Source organism: Endozoicomonas sp. YOMI1 (assembly GCF_024606345.1).
GTDB lineage: Bacteria > Pseudomonadota > Gammaproteobacteria > Pseudomonadales > Endozoicomonadaceae > Endozoicomonas.
Genome location: NZ_JAHHPM010000429.1, coordinates 1 through 17,353, shown reverse-complemented (window position 1 = coordinate 17,353; position 17,353 = coordinate 1). Strand labels below are relative to the sequence as shown.

The following is a 17,353-nucleotide window of genomic DNA, read 5'->3' as shown; positions in this document are numbered from 1 at the left end:
ATTAGAGCTGTTCAGAATTATAACAGTCAGCTTTTGATGGGTGCTGAATAGTTACAATTATTAAATACCAGGGAAACCATCATTCAGAAGCGTTCAGGAGAGATTTTCTGGAAAACACGGTTAATGGCAAAAGCACCGTCAGGGTGGCAAAAGACTGGAACCTGAGAATCGACAAGCTGGAAGTTAAAGAAAGCAATTTAACGAGAACGGATGATGATTTAAACAAAACCTACCCTTTTTATTTTAGCGTGATTGCCCATGTCAGCCCTGACCCAAAATTCTGGGGGCTCAATGAAATGGATTAACCATGTCTCCGGGGTGAACCCTGACCGATGCCATGACAGTGTCCAGCACCGCTGGCCCATACAGCGACCGGTGATTTTTGGACCAATTTATTGCAACCGCACGACTACATGGATGCAGGAGCCAGAGCAAAGCAGGAGCACGCGTAGGGCAGTCTATTTCCGGACAGCCTCCCGAAGCAGCTCCGCCTCGCCCTACAGTGACAGCAGGTGATCGACATACTGCATTGTTGGATGATTAAGCGGCAGAAACCTGACCGCCTCCTTCATTGGTAGTCCGTTGTCAGGCAGACACTTGACCAGCCGACCCCGGATGCTGGCCCGGCAGTAGAATTGGAGAGAGTGAGGTACAGACATGAAATTCTGGATTGCTTCTTTTATGGCTTCTGTCCTTGCACATTGACAGGCTGTCCGTCCATTCCAGTCTTTGAATTTCGGGTCAGCCCCGTTGACCAGCAGAGTCTTGACAATATCACGGTGACCAGCCTCAGCTGCCCTGTGCAGCAGGGTTTTATGGAAAAAATCGGGAATATTCGGGTCAGCCCCGTTGACCAGTGCCGCCTCAACTTGATCTTTCCATCCTTCATAGACAAGTTTCGGTAACAGGCTGTTCCAGTCCGGCTGATGGGTTACAGGTAACAGGATTTTGTATGCATCCGGGTAATCACTGGTAAGTGCAGATTTCAAGGCTTTCCATCCAGCCCCGTCCTTGAGGTTCGGGTCAGCCCCTCTGTCCAGCAGGGTCTTGACCATAGGATGGTGACCAACGGCAGCTGCCCGGTGCAGCGGGGTGTAATGACCACTATCGGGAATATTTGGGTTAGCCCCATAGTCCAGCAGGGTCTCGACAATAGCATGGTGGCCAGCCGTAGCTGCTCCTCCTAAAGGTGTATCACCATCACTGTCCTGGATATTCGGGTTAGCCCCCCTGGCCAGTGCCGCCTCAACTTGATCCTTCCACCCTGAACGGGAAAATACCTGTAACAGGCTGTTCCAGTCCGGCTGATGAGTTTTAGGTAGCAGTGAATCGTACACATCGCGATGACGGTTGCCAGCTGCACATTGCAAAGGTGTCCATCCATTTACGTCCTTGAGGTCCGCGTCAGCTCCATTGGCCAGCAGGGGCTCGACCATAGCATGGTGACCTTCGAGAGCTGCATAATGCAAGGTTGTCCTTCCATTAATGTCCTTGAGGTTTGGGTCAGCCCCGAAGGTCAGCAGGGTCTTGGCAATAACATGGTGACCAGCGTTAACTGCCCGGTGCAGCGGGGTTTCATTGTTATTTCCGGGAATATCCGGGTCAGCCCCCTTGTCCAGCAAGGTTTTGACCATAGCATGGTCACCACAGACAACTGCATGTTCTAGCGAATTCATGGCATACTCCGGCACTAAAAAATCAGGTTTGATCCGTCGATAGGTTACCTTCCTGACCCTTGCTATTCTGGTGCTGCGTCCAGTTTAGATAGGTTTTGCCGGTTTGCTGCCTGACCATGGCAATACAGTTATCCACAGGACAGGTGATCTGGCACAGGTTGCACCCTTCACAGGCCTCCTCGATCACATCAAACCGGCGTGTTTTATCGGTGTTATCAAGAAAACGACAGAAACCGAGTATATGGTACACTCAGGGCCACCAATGACCTGCCAGGACAACTCCGGCTCGCTCTACAGGGACAGAGGGTGATAAACATATCGATACATCGGCTCAGGCAGCTCCAGCGAATCTAGCGCCTTCTTCATTGGCGGCCCGTTGCCAGCCAGGCCTTTGATCAGCCGACTCCGGATGCTGGCCCGGCAGCAGGATTGGAGAGACGGTAAACGAGGTACAGACATGAAATTCTGGATTATTTCTTTTATAGCTGGTCCTGCACATTGCAAGGCTGTCTTGCCAAGACTGTGTTTGAGGTTCGGGTTAGCCCCATTGGCCAGCAGGATCTTGACAATAGCATAGTGACCCTGGTCAGCTGCATGGTGCAGCGGGGTATAATCGTTAAATCCGGGGATATTTGGGTCAGCCCCGCTGGCCAGCAGGATCTCGACAATAGCATAGTGACCCTGGTCAGCTGCATGGTGCAGCGGGGTGTAATCGTTAAATCCGGGAATATTTGGGTCAGCTCCGTTGGCCAGCAGGATCTCGACAATAGCATGGCAACCATGAATAGTTGCTCTTTCTAAAGGTGTATAACTATTACTGTCCTGGTAATTCGGGTTAGCCCCTTTGGCCAGTGCCGCCTCAACTTGATCCTTCCATCTAGAACGGGAAAATGTCAGTAATAGGCTGTCCCAGTCCGGCTGATGGGTTTTAGGTAACAGGGTTTTGTATACATCAAGATGACCATGGACAGCTGCATGTTGCAAGGCTGTCAGTCCATATCTGTTCTTGAGGTCCGCGTCAGCCCCTTTTTCCAGTAGGGTCGTGACAATAGCATGGTAACCATTGTCAGCTGCATAGTGCAGCGGGGTGTAATCGTTACATCCGGGAATATTTGGGTTAGCTCCGTTGGCCAGCAGGGTCTCGACAATAGCTTGGCAACCAACAGTAGCTGCTTTTCCTAAAGGTGTATTTCTATAACTGTCCTGGTTATTCGGGTTAGCCCCTTTGGCCAGTGCCGCCTCAACTTGATCCTTCCACCCTGAACAGGAAAATTCCTGTAACAGGCTATCCCAGTCCGGCTGATGGGTTATAGATAAAAGAGTTTTGTATACATTGAGATGACCTTTGGCAACTGCACGTTGCAGGGCTGTCCGTCCTTTTCTGTCCTTGAGTTTTGGGTCAGCCCCGTAGGTCAGCAGGGTCTCGACAATAGCATGTTGACCAGCTTTAACTGCCCGGTGCAGCGGGGTTTCATTACAATTTCCGATGATAATATTCGGGTCAGCCCCCTTGTCCAGCAGGGTTTTGACCATAGCATGGTCACCACAGTCAACTGCATATTCTAGCGAATTCATGACATACTCTGGCACTAAAAATCAGGTTTGCTCCGTCGATAGGTTACCTTCCTGCCCCTTGCTATTCGGGTGCTGCGTCCAGTTTAGATAGGATTTGCCGGTTTGCTGTCTGACCATGGCAATACAGTGATCCACAGGACAGGTGATCTGGCAGAGGTTGCACCCCACGCAGGCCTCCTCGATCACCTCAAACCGGCGTTGGGTTGACTGTTTTATCGGTGTTATGGCGATGGCCTGGTGGGCAGCATCTTCGCAGGCCGCATAGCATCGGCCGCATTGGATACAGCTGTCCTGATCAATGTGGGCAATGGTCTTGTAATTCAGATCCAGGTATTTCCAGTCGGTCAGATTGGGGACGGCAGCGCCTCGAAAGCTGTCCAGGGTTGGATAGTGTTTGCGGTCCATCCACCGGGACAGGCCATCAATCATGTCCTGCACAATCTTGAAACCGTTCATCATAGCGGCGGTACAAACCTGAACGGTGCCCGCCCCTAAAGCCATAAATTCGGCAGCGTCGCGCCAGGTACTGATACCGCCAATGGCCGAGATGGGCAGTCCGGCGGTGTCCGGGCTGCGGGCAATCTGCCCGACCATATTCAGGGCGATGGGTTTCACCGCTTCGCCACAATAACCACCACTGGTGAACTTATCGTTGACGGCGTGGTATCCCACCATTCGATCCAGATCAATACCGGTAATTGAGTTGATGGTATTGATCAACGATACGGCATCGGCACCACCGGCCTGAGCCGCTTCAGCAGCCACCACGATATTGGTGATATTGGGAGTGAGTTTAACCACAACGGGGAGGTTGCTGTACTGTTTGCACCAGCGGGTAACCATGGCGATATATTCCGGTACCTGACCAACCGCTGAGCCCATCCCCCGTTCCGGCATGCCGTGGGGACAGCCGAAATTCAGTTCGACACCATCACACCCGGTCTCCTCTACCTGGCTGAGGATGGCCTGCCAGCTTTCTTCTTTGCAGGGCACCATCAGCGAGACCAGCAGTGCCCGGTCGGGCCAGTCTTTTTTGGTCTGGCGTATTTCATCCAGATTCACCTGCAGCGGGCGATCGGTGATCAGTTCGATATTGTTAAACCCGATCACGTCACCACGGGTATTCCTGTGGCAGGAATAACGGGAACAAACATTGACCGGTGCCGGGTCTTCACCCAGGGTTTTCCAGACCGCACCGCCCCAGCCAGCTTCGAATGCCCGGTAGACATTGTAGGCTTTATCCGTTGGTGGCGCAGAAGCCAGCCAGAACGGATTAGGGGAGCGAATACCGAGGAAATTACTGGTTAAATCAGCCATTATCTGTCCCTCCCTGCAGGTATTGATCAATGGCCTGGGCCGCCCGTTTACCATGTTCAACCGCATGGACGGTCAGGTCTTCACCTTTATCAATGCAGTCGCCGCCGGCCCAGACGTTAACCAGCGACGTGCGAAAGTGGTCATCCGTTACTATACGGTTGCCTTTTATCGCAGGCCTGTCACTGGTATTGGCAAATGAATCCACCAGCAAATGCTGGCCGATGGCCTTGTAGAGTGTGTCTACCGGTAAAGTGGTCAGCTCACCGGTGCCCTGTAATTGGCCGTTGGTATCCAGCACGGTTTTTTCCAGCTGGATGGCGGTGATGGAGCCATCTTCAATTTCCAGGGCTGAAGGCTGAACCCAGGTGAGGATGCGAACACCATTGTCCCGGGCGAAAGCCTGTTCATGACCGGTTGCTGACATCTGTTCAGGGCCGCGACGATAGGCAATGGTGACGTCCTCTGCACCCAGCCGTTGGCATTGGCAGGCGATATCAATAGCGGTGTTGCCCCCGCCAATAACCACTATACGTCGGCCAACAGGCAGTTGGCTCAGATCATGGCACTGACGAAGGGAGGATATGGCCGGGAGGGCATCCTCAACACCTTCTGCTGCTTCGCCCTGGAGGCCTAATGAGTGGCAACCGCCCAACCCGAGCCCGAGAAACACCGCATCAAACTGCTCTCGCAATTGATCCAGGCTGAGATTCTGGCCAAGCCGACAGCGATACTCTGGGCAGATACCACCAATTTCCAGGATGAAGTCCACTTCCTGGCGGGCATAGCTATCCACCAGTTTGTAGTAGGCGATACCGAATTCATTGAGGCCTCCGGGCTTTTCCCGGGCATCAAACAAGGTAATGTTGTGACCTTGCCGGGCCAGATAATGTGCACAGGACAGTCCCGCCGGGCCTGCACCCACAACCGCGATGGCTTTTCCTGTTTCCGGCAGGCGGGTAAATGGATGGTCCGCTGACTGGCGGTTATCGATGGCGTAACGCTGCAGTAGACCGATCTTCACCGGACGGCACTCTGGCTGATGATTTCTGACGCAGGCCTGTTCGCAGAGAACCTCGGTTGGACAGACCCGGGCGCAGCTTCCTCCCAGAATATTGGCATCCAGAATGGCCTGTGCGGCACCGTCGATATTGTCAGTGGCGATACGGTTGATAAAGGAGGGAATATTGATGCCGGTGGGACAGGCCGGGATACAGGGTGCCGCTTCGCAATACAGGCATCGGCTGGCTTCAATATGAGCCTGGTAATCACTGAGGGCAGGTTTAATATCGGCAAAGTTGCGGCGGTACTGGTCCGCTGACAACCTGCCATTGTGGATATCGGGTTTATTCATGGCGGTTAATCCTCATCGAGTGTAAGAAGACTAGCAGCCAGAATGTATTCGGAAAGAATGCCGTATATGACTATATCTGCCCGTGGAAGACGAATTTATAATCTATAATCCAATAACATTTTTTCCGTAGATTCGTTAATGCTGCTCTATATTCTTGACCTTTTTGGCACTGCGGTTTTTGCGATTAGTGGTGTCTGGCTGGCCTGCCGGAAAGACATGGATCTGTTTGGCGCAATGGTGCTCGCCTTTGTGACTGCCGTTGGGGGCGGAACTATCAGAGACGTTTTACTCTCCACTACGCCCGTATTCTGGATAAAAGATACGCTTTACCTGCTGGTTATTCTGGCTACGACGCTGTTTGCCATCGTGGTTCGCCAGTGGCATGAGCGCAGCAAGTGGATTCTTCAGGTCTCTGATGCCCTGGGGCTGGCGGTCTTTGTGGTTATTGGCGTGACCAAATCTTTGTCATTTGGTGTGGAGCCATTGGTTGCCATTATGATGGGTGTATTGACTGGCTGTGGTGGTGGTGCCATTCGGGATATGCTGGCCGGGGAGATTCCCATGGTACTGAGAAAGGAGATCTATGCATCGGCTGCTATGGCAGGCGGCGCGGTGTTCATATTGCTGGAGCCATTGCTCAATAACATAAACTACACGTCAATTGTTGCGGCTGCAGTGGTTCTTCTTCTCAGGTTGATGGCGGTGTATAAAGGGTTGTCTCTGCCGAGATTTGGGTTGCCTATGTAGGAATTATTTAAGGACAATGACATAGTATCCGCTGTCCGCTACCCGAAAAGCCTGAACCGCTTGTACTTTTGCGGGAAGCGGGCGGCGACCCTCAGATATCAGAACCCCAATATTTCCTGACGATTTCCAGATAACCGGGCCAGTCATCCGCCAAATAACCCTTCAGAAAATCGACCCTTTGCTCTGCTTTTTTCAATAGATTTTTCGGGTGCCTCACGTAGGTAGGCTGATCTTCATCCTGAAAAGTATCATACTCCTCAAGGCCCAGCGTTTTATGACAGTCCATGATGAACTGGCCATTGAGATTATTGTTCTGGTCCACTTCAACGCAGCCGGAACGGACAATATTCAGGTAGGACATGGCGATTTTCTTTTCAGTATCTTCCGGGCCAACGTATAGCTCGGATTTGGGAAGGTAGGCATAAATCTCCACGTCATCATGGGTTCCAAGCACCTTATTCCTGTGATCCTCCCGGTAAAATGACACTTTATCTTTGGCTATTTTTACCCGATTGTACGCCCCTTCCCGCAGGTCAAAAGCTGGCAGGTCTTTGGTTTTCACGGCAAAGAGTAAGCCATTAACGGAATCTCCGGGGGATACTTCGATGTTCAGCGCTCTCTGTGAGGCTTTTGCTATCCAGAGATTCCACTTTCTGACCATGTCATGAATTCTGACCGGCAGGTACTCGGCATCTTTGGAATCTTCTGCGGTAGCGGTGCGGGCAAGCGTAGACATCAGGCTGCCATAGCCAAATATCCAGACCCTGTCATGATCACCGTCGGCTGCAAGGGTCAGGTTGCTGGTCATCAGGGATAACAGTAGCGTAAAAAAAATAGGTTTAGTTGATCTCATGGGTATGATCTGCCTTTTTAGTTATTGTTCTAACAGACTTTTTCCTGGTTCAAGTCAAAAATAAAGTCGCCATAATCACTGTCCCCAGATTAGTCGATCGACGGGATAGATCACTAACAACCCCGTTAGATTCAGTAACGGGAAATGGCAGTCTTGAATTTACCTGTGGACAACCTGCATCAGCACTCAGCATCGTGTCGCTTGAGAGCCCAGAGGATATGCTCCTGAACCAGCTCTGATGGATAATCCAGACGACTTTTCAGAGCTGCAATGACGCTGTCATTGCCCGGGGCGTTGCCCAGTGCCACGGCGATATTACGCAGCCAGCTTTCATAACCTGCCCTGCGGATAGGCGAGCCAGCGGTTCGTTCCAGAAACTGTTCTTCACTCCAGTGAAAAAGCTCCACCAGATCACTGGCATCCAAGTGATGACGAGGTTGAAAGTCCGGCTCCCGGGTTGGCTTGGCAAAACGGTTCCATGGGCAGGCCAGCTGGCAGTCATCACAGCCATAGATTCGATTGCCCATCAGAGGGCGCAGTTCTTCAGGAATGGGGCCCTTGTTTTCGATGGTCAGGTAAGAGATACAGCGACGGGCATCAACCTGATAAGGTGCCACAATGGCCCGGGTTGGGCACTTATCCATACAGGAGGTACAGCGTCCGCAGTGATTATTTTCGTAAGGCTTATCCACCGGCAGCGGGAGATTGGTGAACAGTTCCCCAAGAAAGAAAAATGAGCCAGCCTGGCGGTTCAGTATCAGTGAGTGCTTGCCCATCCAGCCCAGTCCTGCCTGTTGCGCCAATGGGCGTTCCATCACTGGCGCACTGTCCACAAAGGCACGATAGCCATGTTCACCAACGGCTGCTTCAATCTGCCTGCCCAGCCGGGTGAGCCGTTTGCGGATTAACTTATGGTAGTCCCGGCCCAGGGCATAGCGGGAGACATAGGCTTTTTCCGGCTCGTTGAGCAGCTTCACGGTTTGGGTATCCGCTGGCAGGTAATCCATGCGTGCCGAAATCACTCTTAATGAGCCGGGATGCAGTTGCTCCGGGTGTGCCCGCAGCTCCCGGTGCCGGGTCATGTAGGCCATATCGCCGTGATACCCTTTCGCCAGCCAGGCTTCCAGATGCTTAAGATCATGGTCAGGTATTTTGGCTTCAGTAATACCGATCTCCTGAAAGCCAAGCTCTCTGGCCCAGGTGCGAATTTTCCCAACGAGTTCTTCCATAGCCGGTGCTGGCGATGAGTCCGTCAATGTGGTTAAAGTGGATGGTAAAGATAAGGGTTCAGACACTGAATTGGATTAGCTCTTTTGGCATAGTTGGCATAGTTGGCATAGTTGGCATAGTTTGAATGCAGAATACAATCTCTATTGTACCATTGCGGGCACGCTTATGAATAAGAGCTTACCAGAGTCTCTCTACACCGCCGATCAGGTTCGACAACTGGATCATGTGGCCATCCACCAGCAAGGAATCCCGGGTTTTGAGCTGATGACCAGAGCGGCCCGGACAGTGTTATCCACGATTGTCCGCTATTGGCCACAAGCCGAAACCCTGCTGGTGTTGTGTGGGGCAGGAAACAATGGCGGCGATGGCTATATGGTCGCCAAACTGGCAAAAGAGCAGGGACTGAGGGTTTCGGTACTGGCTGTGAAAATTCCAGCAGAACTCAAAGGCGATGCCCTGACTGCCTGGCAGGCCTGCGTTGATGCTGACGTGGTTATTCGACCTTACGACAGTGAGCAGTCACTGTGTGCGGATGTGGTGGTGGATGCCATGCTCGGTACCGGGCTTTGCGGTGATGTGCGGGGCGACTATGAGGATGCCATAAAACGCCTGAATCATCTTGAAAACCCGGTGTGTGCTGTGGATATCCCATCCGGCCTTTGTGCTGATACTGGAGTTCCACTGGGAGAGGCGGTCAAGGCCAGGGTTACCGTCTCTTTTATAGGCCTGAAGCAGGGGCTGATGACAGGGCTGGGGCCAGAGTACTGTGGTGAGCTGGTCTTTAATGACCTGGGCGTGCCTGAACCGGTCTATCAAGCCGTTCCTTCTTATTGCCGACGAATTTCATCGGGGCAGTTTTGCGGCTGGCTGTCACCCAGAAGCCGTGCCGCCCATAAAGGCGACTTTGGGCATGTGCTGCTCATCGGTGGTAACAAAGGGATGCCGGGGGCTATCATTATGGCCGCTGAGTCCGCCATCCATTGCGGTGCTGGCCGTGTTACTGTTGTTACCCGCAAGCGACACCTTGCCGCGCTGGCGGTTCGCTGCCCAGAGGTGATGGGGGTATCGGTAAAGAGCCGGTCTGGCCTTGGTTCTCTCGCTGAAGGAAAGAATGCCATAGTTATTGGTCCCGGCCTGGGCAGAGATGACTGGGGGCTGAAGCTGCTGAAGGATGCCCTGGCGGCAGAGTGCCCGGTGGTGCTGGATGCTGATGCACTGAACCTGTTATCGGATCATCCACAATTGCTAAATGGGCGAAAGTCTCCGATTATTGTCACCCCTCACCCCGGCGAGTTGGCTCGCTTATCGGGTTTGGATATACCAGCGATTCAGAATAATCGATTTGCAGCGCTGGTAGACAATCATCGACAATTAACCGCTCTTATTGGCGAGCGTGAAGCGCAAGGGCAGCCAGAGATTGCCCTGCTACTGAAAGGGGCGGGAACGCTGATTTTTGATGGCCAAAACACCGCGCTGTGCTCTGATGGCAACCCCGGTATGGCGGTGGCTGGTATGGGGGATGTGCTCAGTGGTGTTATTGGCGCACTGCTTGCCCAGGGTCTGAGACCTTTCAAGGCTGCCCGGATGGCGGTCTGGCTGCATGCATCTGCCGCAGATGAGATGGTTGCCGGTCAGGGAGAAACTGGCTTAAGGGCAACGGAGTTGATTCCGGTGATTCGGCAACGATTGAATTTTATTATTGATCATTAAGGGCCAGGCATTGGTAACTGGCTGTTTGGAAAGGCTTATGCAAGGCAGATATGAACTGCTAATAGAAAATGAAGACGCCATGGTGGCGTTGGGGGGACATATGGCAGAAGCCCTGGGTGACCGGGGCATTGTTTTTCTGCGTGGTGATCTTGGTGCGGGTAAAACCACATTCTGCCGGGGCGTCCTTCGGCATCTTGGTCATCAGGGCGCGGTAAAAAGCCCGACCTATACACTGGTAGAGCCTTACGAGGTAAATAACCACAAGGTTTACCACTTTGATCTTTATCGCCTTGCCGACCCTGAGGAATTGGAGTTTATTGGCGGTCGGGACTATTTCAGTGAAGCGGCGCTTTGTCTGGTTGAGTGGCCATCCCGTGGCCAGGGCGAGCTGCCAGAGGCTGATCTGGACATTACCTTTGCCTATCATTCTTTTGACAAGAGTGAGTTGCCCGGAAGGAAAGCGACGATTGTCGCAGGTACTGAGACAGGGAAGAGTGCGCTGGCAACCATAAGAGCACTTCAGGGGGGCGGATGAGTCAGAAAACAGGGGTTGCTCGCCGGGTTCTGGCCAGGCTTGCCATAAAACAGTGGGCAGCAATCTTTACCCGTACTGGTAAAAAAGCCTCCTCTGCAAATGAGTTTGACCCGGTGTTTTCCGGTGGCAGGCGTCGTTTCGTTAAGCAGCTGGGTATCCTGGCCGTGGGTTTTGCCGCCTTGAAGGCCCAGGTAGCCGAAGCAGTCTATAAGCTGATTAAAAATGTCAGACTCTGGCGGTCGCCGGATAAAACACGACTAGTGTTCGATGTTTCCGATGCGGTTGAACACAACAAATTCCACCTGAGCAACCCCAGCCGACTGGTTATTGATGTTGACGGTGCCCGGCTCAGTGGCTCATTCAGTAGCTTGCAGCTGAAAGATACACCGATTCAAAAGATCCGCCATGGTGCCCGTAATCAGAGTGACCTGCGGATCGTGCTGGACCTCAGTGAAAAGGTGTCCAGCGAAAGCTTTTTGCTGAAACCCAATGCGACGTATGGCCACCGTCTGGTGGTTGACCTGTTTGATGATAAGAGCAGAAAGCCAAAGCCAGTGGTAAAACAGAAGCCCGCTGATTATCGGGATATTGTCGTGGCGATAGATGCAGGCCACGGTGGTGAAGATCCCGGGGCCATTGCCTACGGCGGTGGCTATGAGAAACATGTAACCCTGGCGATAGCCAAAGAACTGGCCGCCCTGCTGGGTAGGGAAAAGGGGTTCCGGCCGGTGCTGGTTCGAACCGGTGACTACTATATTGATCTGCGCCGGAGAACCCAGATAGCCCGTGATAATAAAGCCGACTTGTTTATCTCCATTCATGCGGATGGTTTTAAAGATCGTCGGGCAAAGGGGGCTTCTGTATTTGCTTTGTCCCGCCGTGGTGCAACGTCTGAAACTGCCCGCTGGCTGGCCCAGAAAGAGAATGCATCAGACCAGATCGGGGGTGAAGGGGGTATATCCCTGGGGGATAAGGATGATGTTCTGGCAGGGGTTCTGCTGGATCTATCCATGACGTCAACGCTATCGTCCAGCCTGGAAGTGGGAAATAAAGTTCTGGCCAATATGGGTGGGATTAACCAGCTGCATAAAAAACAGGTGGAACAGGCAGGCTTTGTGGTGCTGAAGTCTCCGGATATTCCATCCATCCTGGTAGAAACCGGGTTTATCACCAACCCTGAAGAGGCCAGAAAACTGAAGAGCCGCAATCACCAGAAAGCGATGGCGAAAGCCATTTTCAATGGTGTCAAAAGCTGGTTTTTTAAGAAGCCGCCACCGGACACACTGGTTGCCAAGTGGAAACAGGAGGGTACCCTTAACACCCGGCCATCACGGTATGTGATTAAACCCGGGGATACGCTGTCAGAGATTGCCGATCAGTTTGATATCAGTATGAATGACCTGAAACGTATTAACCGGCTATCCAGCGCCAATACTATTCGTGTGGGTCAGGTGCTTCAGATTCCTGATTAAGCCGTGATGTAGGCTGCAATACCGATGATATTTTTCAGACATAAAAGAACAGATTGCTGCGCGGCAAAAAAGCCAGCGCAGCCCTTTTGCATTAGATTACTTCTCCGGGGCGTCGATGTTCCAGATGCTGACATTATTATCGTCACCACAAGTCAACAATATCCTTCCGGAGGAACTTAAACTGCCTGTTCGGACTCTGCTGGCACCATGGCTCCCAGCTGCCTTTTGGTGCCAATGGCCACTGCTGTCGTAGCCGTAGATTTTAAATTCACTCGCTTTGTCCTGGTCAAAAGCCATAATCTGGAGCATTGCGTGGCTCTGGATGGGCTCTTCGCTGACATTCTCAATAACACCTCGCTCGGTCCATAAACCGTTATCATCACAACCCCATAAGATGATTGAATGTTGACGACTAAGACCGTCACGACAGTGAAGCCTGAGCATCTGCTCCGAAGCGCTGAATACGACTTTATCGATATTGAAAGTTCCGATGGCAAATGCAGGGCGGTAGATTGAAGCTTTGGCAATGGAGTTACCCTCACTGTCAAATCCCCAGATTCTGGCGCTAAGTCCTTCATCTTCAGAATATGTGGTCAGAACATAGCGCCCGGACGGGCTGATGTTGACCCTTTCAAAAATCTTTTGTGTATTGATTGTTTTGAACTGTGTGTTAACTTTATTGATGTCATGCAGGACATGAACAGCGTTTCGAGTCTGGATCATAATACAGTTGGCTTCCGGGATAGCGCTGAAGCAGGCTCGTTCAAGATAATGGTACGAGCTTGCATGTACCTTTCTCCATTCACCCTCACTGTCATACTCCAGGATTTGCACAAAGCGATTTTTGACATCATAAATCAGAATCAGATCTTCTAATGCACTAAATTCCCATTTTATACGTGACGGATCTCCAGAAACTACCTCAGTTTGAACATATCTACCTTCGTTGTTCCTACTCCAGATTCTGATTTTTCCATCATAAGTTTTGATTATAAGATGCCGTGCTGACTCGCTGAATTTGGCCTCCCAAATGTGCCCAAAGTAATTAAAGGAGCCCATCTCTTGCCATTTGTCACCAACACGGCCAATAATTCTCAGTTGGTTATTTTCTCGTGGTTTATCACTTTCGGTGAAAATAACCGCATGATGTCCAGCCTTACTGAAGGCAGCCTCGACCCTATTGCCGTGGCTGTCAAATGAATATTGAGTTCCGACACGACCATCAGCGCTAATGTTCAGAAGTGCTGCGCCAGTTTTTGAAGTGACCAGGACGTCATTGCCGCCGGGGCTGAATTCGAAAGATAGATCCTGATACCCGCTGACCAAACATCTGGGAACCCAGCCGCCATTACCGTTACAAACGTGAATTGCGAATGTATCATGGTGGTTATCGGAACTACTGGTGATCACCAATGCCCGTTCTGTGGGTGAAAAGCAAACGCTGCTAACACAGCCGCTATAATTTATCTTCGCCTGTTCTACCCAGTTGCCCCCTTCCTCAAAGCACCAGACTTTGCAGAGTCCTTCTGCCGCAGCCAACCCATAGTGACCGGAAGGGCTGAAGGTGGCTTTTTCAATATTTTTGCTCCTGAATACGCCTTCCTCCCGCCAGTCCCCCAGGTCATCGCAACTCCAGAAATGGACTTCATTTTCACCCTGGATCAGGGCGTGGCGTTCCGAAGGACTTAGCTTGGCGTTTTTGATCCTCCCATCAAGATGAACCACCGCTTTTCGCTCCAGTTGATATTGATCCCACTGGATCATCTGTTTTATGTCCCTGGAAAACGTCAGTTGAGAGGGGATGAATTGCTCGTCCTGAGAATCCGGGGGTATACCTAATGTGCGAGTCATATCAGACCTGCCACGAATACCCTCTTCCGGGTATGTGTTCTGCTTTGTTTGGGCTTCAACAGTGCTGACATATATGCGTTGAAATGGCGAATTTTTCTTAATGTCGCGGGAGGTAACTGCTGCGAACTTGAGCTGTCCAACCTCTTTTTGCAACTCCAAAATCTCAGCGCAGCTGAGGTGAGTGGCAATGTCCCCGGATTTTTTCAAAGGAATCCCGTAAAAATACGACGAATTACCGGAAGCTTCTGAGTCAGCCTGATCTGCACTTTGATCAACTTTACTGGCGTGAGTCGCGGCTAATCTTGCTGCTATTTCACTGCTATCAAAACAAAAATTCATTTTTTAATCTCCTTATTACATTTTGTTAACAACTTACTCTGAGGGGGTGATCTTCCAGATGCTGGCGCGTTTGTCGTCACCACAGGTCAACAGCATTCGTCCAGAGGGGCTGAAACTGCCTGAAGAGAGGGTGGCACCATGGTTCCCTTCTGCTTTTTGGCACCAATTGCCATAACGGTCGTAGCCGAAGATTTTAAAGTCACCGTCCTGTTCCTCGTCGTCGGCCAATATCTGGAGCATCCCGTGACTGTGGACAGGTTCCTCGGTCAATGGGTCACAGACAGCGTTGTCAACAACGCCTCTCTCGGTCCATAAGCCGTTATCATCACACCCCCAAAGGATGATGGTATTCAGAGCAAAAAGATCACCGCCGTAGAGCCGGAGCAACTGCTCCGAAGCGTTGAATATGGCTTTATTAACCCTGAAATAGTTTTTGGCAGATGCAGGACGGTAAATCCTGGTTTTGGCAAACGATTTACCCTCGCTGTCAAAACTCCAGATCTTGGCAATAAGCCCATCACGGCCACAATGAGTGGTCAGAACATAGCGTCCTGATGGGCTGATGCTTGCATTATTAATTATCTCTTGTGAATGGATTGTTTTAATTTGGCAACGGCCTTCGTTGCTAACATGCACGACATGAACATCCTCCTGCTCCCTGATCATAATACAGTTGGATGCCGGGTCATCGCTGAAGCAGGCTCCCTGCGAATAATAATAAGACTTATTATGTGAAATTTCCCAGTGGCCCGAACGGTTATAATTCAGGATGTGGACATTGCCATTGTCAGGATTGTGAGTCAGGAAGATGTCTTCTGATGCACTGAATTGCGTAGCCGCACATGACGGTTGGTCAGTAATTACCGTCTTTTGAACATAGTTGCCCTGGTCATTCAAACTCCATAGTCTGATTTTATTGTCCCTGGTGTGGATCATTAGATGCCGTGCTGAGTTACTGAATTTGACATCAAAAATGTTCTTCTTGAGGGATCCCAACTCTTGCCACTTGTCGCCCATACGGCCAATGATTGTCAGTGTATTTTCATCTGAATCCACAGTCTTGGTGAAGATGACAGCACGATCTCCAGCCGGACTGAATTCAGCGTTCACTTTTCTGTTGCCAGTGGGATATGAATATTGGCATCTGACCTCGCCGTCGTAGTCAATGCTCAGTATTTCAACACCACTTTTGGAAGTGACCAGTAGGTAATTACCGGAAGGACTGAATTGAAAAGACAAATTCCCAAACCCACTGTTCATGTATCCCGGTATCCAGCCTCTATCGCCATGACGAACGCAGATCATCAATGCATCACGGCCGCTATTGTCACTGCTGGCGATGGCCAGTGCCCGCTCTATGGGGGAAAATTGAACATTCTTAATCCTGCCGATATTACTTGTCGCTACCTGTTCAACCCAGTTGGTCCCGCCGTCAAAGCTCCAGACTTTGCACAACCCTTCTGCCGCCGCCAACACATAGTGCCCGGAAGTGCTGAAGATGGCGGTGTTATCTGGTTGGATTCTGAGTACGACTTCCTCCCGCCAATCATCCTTGTCATCACAACTCCAGCAGCGGACTTCATGGGAGCCCTGAAACAGGACATGGCGTTCCAAGGGGCTGAAAATGGCTTTTATGCTCTGATCATCAACAAAATGAGCAACCCCTTTTCTCTCAAGTTCAAACTCGCGGCATTCGATCATCTGACGTACCATCTCAGAGAATACCGGTTGGCGAGTGATGAATTGATCGTTCTGAGCGTTCGGGGGGATACCGAAGCTGTTTGCAATTATCGTGGAAGCCGCTTGTTTCACCACTTTCCCGGGGGCAGGTCCGGTGACTGAGAGGTCAGTGGATGGCCTTTTCAGTGCTTTTAGTCTGGTGTCACTGGCTAAACCCGTACCCCATGTACCTGCTGTGATCGCCTTTTCAAATCCGCCAGGAACACACCCAGAATTAGTGTTCTGCCTGGTTTCAGCTTCGTCAGTGCTGACATATATGTATTTAAAAGGCCAATTTTCCTTAATGTCACGGGAGTTGACCGCCGCCAAATGGATCTGCCCAAACTCTTTTTGTAACTCCAAAATTTCACCACAGCTCAGATGAGTAGAAATATCGCCGAGTTTGTTCAAAGGTATCCCGGAAAAATGCAACGAATTAGCGGAAGTTTCAGCGTTGGCCTTATTTGAACTTAGACTCATTACACTGTCATGAGTAAACTTTGGTTTTTTTATAGCTTGCTCATTACCAAAACAAGGATTCATTTTTTTTATCTCATTAAATTTCGGGGAGAGAAGGAATTTTATTTGAAATGGTTATTCCTGCTCAGATTGTGGCCTGATCCATTATTGAGACTTCACGAAAAGACTGCTTTACGGTGAAAGATCTCATTCTTTCTTATTTAGGACATTGGTATTAATAAAAAGTTCAGATTTAATAATTTTCTCAGAAGCCGTTGAATAGCTAACCGGCTTTGTTATAAGAAGTCAGGGTAACTTTGGTACCAATGCAAATTTGCAGAGATTATTCCTGCACAGGGAACTTATGAAAACAATATTGATCTAATAGGCAGGATTTCTTACCTTAAGCCTTTTGCTGGGGTGCCTGCTAAAAGATAAGAGATAAGGAATTGCCCCGGAATAATTTGCACATTTCTGAGTTTCAAAACTACGTTCGTCCTGAGCCTGTCGAAGGGCGTG

General features: G+C 50.8%; 14 protein-coding genes. 5 read left to right on the top strand and 9 right to left on the bottom strand.

Annotated features, from left to right (window positions below; genetic code table 11):
• The first annotated feature begins 143 nt into the window (after positions 1-143).
• Positions 144-305 carry a hypothetical protein gene (locus KDK15_RS15175; RefSeq protein WP_257296230.1) on the top strand — a complete coding sequence of 54 codons (162 nt, stop codon included), beginning with the start codon at positions 144-146 and terminating at the stop codon, positions 303-305.
• Between the two features lie 192 nt (positions 306-497).
• Here KDK15_RS15175 and KDK15_RS15170 read toward each other — a convergent pair whose 3' ends face one another.
• The 5 genes from KDK15_RS15170 to KDK15_RS15150 are packed head-to-tail and all read right to left on the bottom strand — an operon-like array spanning position 498 to position 5,919.
• The gene (locus tag KDK15_RS15170; protein ID WP_257296229.1) at positions 498-1,676 is read right to left on the bottom strand and encodes an ankyrin repeat domain-containing protein; all 1,179 of its coding nucleotides are present in this window, start codon (positions 1,674-1,676) and stop codon (positions 498-500) included.
• A 22-nt stretch (positions 1,677-1,698) separates the two neighbouring features.
• On the bottom strand, positions 1,699-1,926 hold the full coding sequence (locus KDK15_RS15165; RefSeq protein WP_257296228.1) for a 4Fe-4S dicluster-binding protein: 228 nt from the start codon (positions 1,924-1,926) through the stop codon (positions 1,699-1,701).
• A 41-nt stretch (positions 1,927-1,967) separates the two neighbouring features.
• Positions 1,968-3,251 (bottom strand): ankyrin repeat domain-containing protein, encoded by a 1,284-nt coding sequence (locus KDK15_RS15160; RefSeq protein ID WP_257296227.1) that lies wholly within the window; start codon positions 3,249-3,251, stop codon positions 1,968-1,970.
• Positions 3,252-3,272: 21 nt separating this feature from the next.
• Complete coding sequence (gene preA, locus KDK15_RS15155; protein WP_257296226.1) at positions 3,273-4,568, bottom strand: NAD-dependent dihydropyrimidine dehydrogenase subunit PreA; 1,296 nt, start codon at positions 4,566-4,568, stop codon at positions 3,273-3,275.
• On the bottom strand, positions 4,561-5,919 hold the full coding sequence (locus KDK15_RS15150; protein ID WP_257296225.1) for an NAD(P)-dependent oxidoreductase: 1,359 nt from the start codon (positions 5,917-5,919) through the stop codon (positions 4,561-4,563). The genes preA and KDK15_RS15150 overlap by 8 nt, the downstream gene beginning before the upstream one ends.
• Before the next feature lie 138 nt (positions 5,920-6,057).
• Between KDK15_RS15150 and KDK15_RS15145 the strand changes: the two genes are divergently transcribed.
• Positions 6,058-6,666, top strand: a complete 609-nt coding sequence (locus tag KDK15_RS15145) for a trimeric intracellular cation channel family protein (RefSeq protein WP_257296224.1) — start codon at positions 6,058-6,060, stop codon at positions 6,664-6,666.
• Between the two features lie 91 nt (positions 6,667-6,757).
• On the opposite strand, the gene KDK15_RS15140 is transcribed toward KDK15_RS15145, so the two are convergent.
• Entirely contained in the window at positions 6,758-7,519 is a 762-nt protein-coding gene (locus KDK15_RS15140; protein ID WP_257296223.1) for a gamma-glutamylcyclotransferase family protein, read from the bottom strand.
• A gap of 179 nt (positions 7,520-7,698) precedes the next feature.
• Complete coding sequence (gene queG, locus KDK15_RS15135) at positions 7,699-8,748, bottom strand: tRNA epoxyqueuosine(34) reductase QueG (protein ID WP_257296231.1); 1,050 nt, start codon at positions 8,746-8,748, stop codon at positions 7,699-7,701.
• A 166-nt stretch (positions 8,749-8,914) separates the two neighbouring features.
• Here queG and KDK15_RS15130 point away from each other — a divergent pair, with 166 nt between their 5' ends.
• The 3 genes from KDK15_RS15130 to KDK15_RS15120 are packed head-to-tail and all read left to right on the top strand — an operon-like array spanning position 8,915 to position 12,466.
• Positions 8,915-10,459, top strand: coding sequence for an NAD(P)H-hydrate dehydratase (locus KDK15_RS15130; protein WP_257296222.1), 1,545 nt, complete (start codon positions 8,915-8,917; stop codon positions 10,457-10,459).
• 37 nt (positions 10,460-10,496) lie between these two features.
• On the top strand, positions 10,497-10,994 hold the full coding sequence (gene tsaE, locus KDK15_RS15125; RefSeq protein ID WP_257296221.1) for a tRNA (adenosine(37)-N6)-threonylcarbamoyltransferase complex ATPase subunit type 1 TsaE: 498 nt from the start codon (positions 10,497-10,499) through the stop codon (positions 10,992-10,994).
• The gene (locus tag KDK15_RS15120) at positions 10,991-12,466 is read left to right on the top strand and encodes an N-acetylmuramoyl-L-alanine amidase (protein WP_257296220.1); all 1,476 of its coding nucleotides are present in this window, start codon (positions 10,991-10,993) and stop codon (positions 12,464-12,466) included. The genes tsaE and KDK15_RS15120 overlap by 4 nt, the downstream gene beginning before the upstream one ends.
• A 96-nt stretch (positions 12,467-12,562) precedes the next feature.
• On the opposite strand, the gene KDK15_RS15115 is transcribed toward KDK15_RS15120, so the two are convergent.
• Positions 12,563-14,656 carry a WD40 repeat domain-containing protein gene (locus tag KDK15_RS15115; protein ID WP_257296219.1) on the bottom strand — a complete coding sequence of 698 codons (2,094 nt, stop codon included), beginning with the start codon at positions 14,654-14,656 and terminating at the stop codon, positions 12,563-12,565.
• A gap of 33 nt (positions 14,657-14,689) precedes the next feature.
• A complete protein-coding gene (locus tag KDK15_RS15110) occupies positions 14,690-16,855 on the bottom strand; it encodes a WD40 repeat domain-containing protein (protein WP_257296218.1) in 2,166 nt (721 codons plus the stop codon).
• Positions 16,856-17,353 lie beyond the last annotated feature (498 nt).

What these genes read in the sequence shown, in the direction of transcription:
- queG (WP_257296231.1), bottom strand. Translation starts at nt 8,748, where the DNA reads ATGGAAGAACTCGTTGGGAAAATTCGCACCTGGGCCAGAGAGCTTGGC.
- KDK15_RS15150 (WP_257296225.1), bottom strand. Translation starts at nt 5,919, where the DNA reads ATGAATAAACCCGATATCCACAATGGCAGGTTGTCAGCGGACCAGTAC.
- KDK15_RS15160 (WP_257296227.1), bottom strand. Translation starts at nt 3,251, where the DNA reads ATGAATTCGCTAGAATATGCAGTTGACTGTGGTGACCATGCTATGGTC.
- preA (WP_257296226.1), bottom strand. Translation starts at nt 4,568, where the DNA reads ATGGCTGATTTAACCAGTAATTTCCTCGGTATTCGCTCCCCTAATCCG.
- KDK15_RS15110 (WP_257296218.1), bottom strand. Translation starts at nt 16,855, where the DNA reads ATGAGTCTAAGTTCAAATAAGGCCAACGCTGAAACTTCCGCTAATTCG.
- KDK15_RS15115 (WP_257296219.1), bottom strand. Translation starts at nt 14,656, where the DNA reads ATGAATTTTTGTTTTGATAGCAGTGAAATAGCAGCAAGATTAGCCGCG.
- KDK15_RS15140 (WP_257296223.1), bottom strand. Translation starts at nt 7,519, where the DNA reads ATGAGATCAACTAAACCTATTTTTTTTACGCTACTGTTATCCCTGATG.
- KDK15_RS15120 (WP_257296220.1), top strand. Translation starts at nt 10,991, where the DNA reads ATGAGTCAGAAAACAGGGGTTGCTCGCCGGGTTCTGGCCAGGCTTGCC.
- KDK15_RS15130 (WP_257296222.1), top strand. Translation starts at nt 8,915, where the DNA reads ATGAATAAGAGCTTACCAGAGTCTCTCTACACCGCCGATCAGGTTCGA.
- tsaE (WP_257296221.1), top strand. Translation starts at nt 10,497, where the DNA reads ATGCAAGGCAGATATGAACTGCTAATAGAAAATGAAGACGCCATGGTG.
- KDK15_RS15145 (WP_257296224.1), top strand. Translation starts at nt 6,058, where the DNA reads ATGCTGCTCTATATTCTTGACCTTTTTGGCACTGCGGTTTTTGCGATT.
- KDK15_RS15170 (WP_257296229.1), bottom strand. Translation starts at nt 1,676, where the DNA reads ATGAATTCGCTAGAACATGCAGTTGTCTGTGGTGACCATGCTATGGTC.